Here is a 4,780-nt window from a genome sequence, read left to right as displayed (position 1 = left end):
GACGCGGGGCGCCATCGAGTCGGTGCTGAGCCAGGCCTTCGAGGTCCGGTCGTCGGAAGGCAACAAGAACACGCCGCTCGGGATCTCGCTGACGGTCCTGAACGGCACGCTGACGCCGGCGACGAAGCTCGTGCTGGAAATGGGCGCCCGCTTCGAGGGCGACATCAAGGAGCTGCGCGAGGCCTTCCCTCTCGATGTCGGTGTCGCGACGAACGTGAGGGGTGTCCACCTCGAGACGATGGGGCCCATCGACCGGATCGAGCGCGTCAAGTCGGAGATCGTGCGCGGCCTCGAGGCCGACGGTACGGCCGTGCTCAACGGCGACGACCCGCGCACGCGCCGCATGGCCGAGGTGACGAAGGGCCGCGTGCTCTTGTACGGGACCGAGCCGCACAACGGCATCCGCCCAGAGCACGTCACGGCAGACCTGCAAATCTTGGGCGACCACGCGATCTACACGGCCCTCGTGGCGACGGCCGTCGGACAGGCCTTCGGCATGGAGCACGACGCGATCACGCGCGGCTTGGAAGCCATCGAGACCGAGCCCGGTCGCCTCCGCAAGCTCGCCGGCATCAATGGGAGCACGCTCGTCGATGACACCTACAACGCTTCGCCCGACGCGACCGAATCCGCGCTCCGTGTTCTCGCCGGCCTCGAGGGCGAGCGGCGAACCGCGATCTTGGGAGACATGCTCGAACTGGGCGACGGTGAGGTCGCGCAGCACCAGCGGATCCTGCAAGCCGCTAAAGACTCCGCGGACCGCGTGGTCGCCGTCGGGTCGATCATGCAGGAGGCGTACCACCGGCTCTCGGACGCGTCGATCGTGACGCACTATTCGTCCTCGAGGGAGCTCGCCGCCGCCATCGAGGCCGGAGCACTCGACCTCGAGGCCGGCGACGTGGTACTCGTCAAAGGGAGCCAGGGCGCTCGGATGGAGCGCGTCTCGGAGGCGTTGCTCTCGCCCGACCTCGAGGCCGCGGACGTGCTCCCTCGGCAGACGCCGCAGTGGAAGGCAATCGCTTAGAGGCTACAAGTGAAAGGGTCTAGAGCCTCCCGAGAACCGCTCGTCCTCGAAGCTCCCACACCTTGCGCATGGCCTCGCGCACGATGGCGCCGGACATCTTGCTCTCGCCCTCGGTCCGCTCCGTGAACACGATCGGCACCTCCACGATCCTGAACCCCAACCGCCACGCCCGGTAGTTCATCTCGATCTGGAATGAGTACCCGTTGGATTGTACGCGGTCGAACGGCACGGCCTCGAGGACGGACCGGCGGAAGCATTTGAACCCCGCCGTCACGTCCTTGATGGGCAGACGCGTGATGGCCCGCGTGTAGACGCCGGCCCCGTAGCTCAAGACCAGCCGCGACAGCGGCCAGTTGAGCACGCGCAACCCGTCCACGTAGCGGCTCCCGATGGCGACCTCGGCTCCGCGCCCGCCCTCTTCCTCAGGGAGGCACGCCTCGATCAGCCGGGGTAGGTCCTCCGGGTTGTGAGAGAAGTCCGCGTCCATCTCGCAGACGAACTCGAAGCCGGCCCCCAGCGCGTGGCGGAACCCGTCGAGGTAGGCCGTCCCCAGCCCCAGCTTGCCCGCGCGCCGCAGCAGCCCGACCCGGTCCGGGTGCGACCGCCGAAGCGCCTCCACCAGGTCGCCCGTCCCGTCCGGCGACCCGTCGTCCACGACCAGCACGCTCATGCCGCCCTCGAGGCCGGCGCCCTCGAGGGCGAGCACGGTCGCGACGACTCGCTCGATGTTCTCGGACTCGTTGTACGTGGGCACCACGACGACCGATCGGCTCGAGGGCGGGGAGAGGAAGACGTCGCCGTTCATGCGCCAAGGTTACGGAACGACGCCCTCGAGGCCGGTTGAGAGACGGCTGAGAACGCCGAATCCTGGCGCGACTCGTCCCACCGGTATCGCGAGCGGGGCTAGCTTCGGGTCTCCTCACGGATCCCGTGCGCGCCGCTCCGGTTCGCACCCCTCCTGACGCTCTCAGATCATGGCCGGCACGTCCACTAAAAAGAAGGCTCCCGCCCGCAAGCGCACCCCCTCGAAGGCGGAGACCACCCCCGCAGGGGACGGCGCAGCCAACGGCAAGGTGGCGTTCACACCCGACACGCCCGACGTCCGAATCTACCGGGACAGCGGCCACACGCACGAGTCGCTCGGACTCAGCGTCGAGGACGTGCTCGCGATGTACCGCAACATGCTGTTGCAGCGCCGCTTCGAGGAGCGTGCGGCCCAGATGTACGGTCGGCAGAAGATCGCGGGGTTCCTGCACCTCTACATCGGGCAGGAGGCCGTCTCGACCGGATCCGTGTGGGGCGTCCGCGATACGGACCCGATCATCACGGCCTACCGCGACCACGGTCTCGGGTTGGCTCGTGGGATGGACCCCGGCGCTTGCATGGCCGAGCTGTTCGGCAAGATCGACGGGTCGTCGCGGGGGAAGGGGGGCTCGATGCACTTTTTCGACGCGAGCAAGCACTTCCATGGCGGCCACGGCATCGTGGGCGGGCAGATCCCGGTCGGCGTCGGGATGGGGTTCGCGTGCAAGTACAAGGAGGACGGCGGCTGCGCTCTGGTCTTCTTCGGAGACGGCGCCATCAACCAGGGGGCCTTCCACGAGGCGGCCAACTTGGCGGCCCTCTACGACATCCCGGTCTTGATCATCGTCGAGAACAACGAGTACGCGATGGGGACCTCGATCGAGCGCTCCCGTGGCGATCACCAACTCTACAAGCAGGCCTACCCCTACGGCATGACAGCGGCCGTCATAGACGGGATGGACCTGTTCGAGGTGTACCACGCGTTCAAGGAGCTCGGCGACGAGGCACGTGGGCAGGCGGACGGCCAGACCAAGCCGTTCTTCGTCGAGGTCCAGACGTACCGCTACCGCGGCCACTCGATGTCCGATCCACAGAAGTACCGGACCAAGGAGGAGATGGAGTCCAAGAAGGACGAGGACCCCATCATCCGGACCAAGAAGTACATCATCGAGAACGATCTCGCCACGAACGACGACCTCGACGCGATCGACGAGGAGGTCAAGGCCGACGTCATGGCGTCGGTCGAGTTCGCCGAACAGTCGCCGCTGCCGCCGGTCGAGACCATGTACGAAGACGTCTACGTCCAGGAGGACTACCCCTTTATCGCGTAGCTGCGCCCTCGAGGCCGACACCCGCACCCGACGCCTCGTCCTCGAGGCCGACCCACACCAAACGAATGGCAGAGCTACAGTTTCGAGAGGCCTTGCGCGACGCGATGACCGAGGAGATGGTCCGCGACGAGAACGTCTTCCTCATCGGCGAGGAGGTCGCGGAGTACGACGGGGCCTACAAGGTGTCGCAGGGGATGCTGGACCAGTTTGGCGCCAAGCGGATCATCGACACGCCGATCTCGGAGACCGGATTTTCAGGCCTCGGCATCGGCGCGGCGCTGTTGGGCCTGCGTCCGATCGTCGAGTTCATGACGTGGAACTTCACGTTCGTCTGCTTCGACCAGATCGTGTCGAACGCGGCCAAGGTGCGGTACATGTCCGGCGGTCAACTCAACGTGCCGATCGTGTTCCGCGGCGGCAACGGCGCCGCCGGACAGCTCGGCGCGACGCACTCGAACTCCGTCGAGGCGCTCTACACGAACGTGCCCGGCCTCAAGGTCGTCTCGCCCTCGAACCCGGACGACGCCAAGGGCTTGCTCAAGGCCTCGATCCGCGACGACGACCCGGTCCTGTTCCTGGAGTCCGAGCTCATGTTCGGCTTGCGTGGAGAGGTCTCCGACGCCGAGGACTACGTGATTCCTCTTGGCGTCGCTCGCACGGCCCGCGAAGGCAGCGACGTGACGATCGTGGCACACTCCAAGAGCTATTGGCTCGCGATGGAGGCCGCCGCCGAGCTCGCAAAGGACGGCATCGAGGCCGAGGTCATCGATCCGCGCACGCTCCGTCCGTTCCCGATCGAGACGGTCGTGGAGTCGGTCAAGAAGACGAACCGGCTCGTAATCGTCGACGAGAGCCAGCCCTACGGCGGCATCGCGTCCGAGGTCGGCTTCCGCATTCAGCAGCGCTGCTTCGACTACCTCGACGCGCCGGTCGAGCGCGTCACGGCCAAGGACGTCCCGGCGCCCTACGCCAAAAACCTGATCGAGGCCTGGATGCCGTCCGTCAAGGACACCATCGAGGCCGTCAAGCGAACGATGTACTTGTAGGGAGTGGGTGTTGGGGTTTGGGGGTTGGGGAATCCAACGCTCGCCCGAGCACCGTCTTTCTTGCCCCTTTATCTCCCCAATCCCCAACCCCTGATCCCCAATGGCTATCGCTGTCGAAATGCCCAAGATGAGCGACACGATGGAGGAGGGCGTCCTCGTCGCGTGGCTCGCCGAAGAGGGCGCGAGCGTGTCCGCGGGCGACGTGATCGCCCAGGTCGAGACGGACAAGGCGACGATGGACCTCGAGGTCTACGACGACGGCGTCCTGCTCAAGCGGGTGGTCGGCGAAGGCGACAGCGTCCCGATCGGCGCGCTGATCGCAGTCCTCGGAAAGGAGGGAGAAGACCCCGGCGACGTCGTCGGGAAGTACGGTGGCGACGGCGCCTCCAGCGACAGCGCAGACGTCGAGGTCGTGGCCCCGGCCACCGACGAGGGCAACGCGGCGCCCGCCGGCCTCGACGGGATCACGGCCACGGCCGATTCCGTCGACACGCCCGCACCCAGCGTTCAGCCCGTCGTTCAGCCCGTCGGCGGCGACGGATCGTCCTCGAGCGCGCCACCGGCACCGGGCGGGC

Annotated in this window: 4 protein-coding genes and 1 pseudogene; 4 read left to right on the top strand and 1 reads right to left on the bottom strand. The window is 67.0% G+C overall.

The features are described 5' to 3' along the window. Positions 1-1,024: UDP-N-acetylmuramoyl-tripeptide--D-alanyl-D-alanine ligase (locus tag WBA11_RS11335; RefSeq protein ID WP_424520797.1), on the top strand; the 1,024-nt coding region annotated here is incomplete at its 5' end. A 19-nt stretch (positions 1,025-1,043) separates the two neighbouring features. On the opposite strand, the gene WBA11_RS11330 is transcribed toward WBA11_RS11335, so the two are convergent. Next, on the bottom strand, positions 1,044-1,829 hold the full coding sequence (locus WBA11_RS11330) for a polyprenol monophosphomannose synthase (protein ID WP_424520796.1): 786 nt from the start codon (positions 1,827-1,829) through the stop codon (positions 1,044-1,046). 169 nt (positions 1,830-1,998) lie between these two features. Between WBA11_RS11330 and pdhA the strand changes: the two genes are divergently transcribed. From pdhA to WBA11_RS11315, 3 genes and pseudogenes are all read left to right on the top strand, one after another. Beyond that, positions 1,999-3,159 (top strand): pyruvate dehydrogenase (acetyl-transferring) E1 component subunit alpha, encoded by a 1,161-nt coding sequence (gene pdhA, locus WBA11_RS11325; RefSeq protein WP_424520795.1) that lies wholly within the window; start codon positions 1,999-2,001, stop codon positions 3,157-3,159. A gap of 35 nt (positions 3,160-3,194) precedes the next feature. Beyond that, a pseudogene (locus WBA11_RS11320) lies at positions 3,195-4,205 on the top strand (pyruvate dehydrogenase complex E1 component subunit beta); the annotation flags it as partial. 100 nt (positions 4,206-4,305) lie between these two features. After that, a partial coding sequence (locus tag WBA11_RS11315; RefSeq protein WP_424520794.1) for a biotin/lipoyl-containing protein occupies positions 4,306-4,780 on the top strand: 475 nt, incomplete at its 3' end.

The organism is Rubrivirga sp. (assembly GCF_049648075.1).
GTDB lineage: Bacteria > Bacteroidota > Rhodothermia > Rhodothermales > Rubricoccaceae > Rubrivirga.
Note: the sequence above shows the minus strand (reverse complement) of the source record. Positions and strands in the feature narration are given on the sequence as shown.

What these genes read in the sequence shown, in the direction of transcription:
- WBA11_RS11330 (WP_424520796.1), bottom strand. Translation starts at nt 1,829, where the DNA reads ATGAACGGCGACGTCTTCCTCTCCCCGCCCTCGAGCCGATCGGTCGTC.
- pdhA (WP_424520795.1), top strand. Translation starts at nt 1,999, where the DNA reads ATGGCCGGCACGTCCACTAAAAAGAAGGCTCCCGCCCGCAAGCGCACC.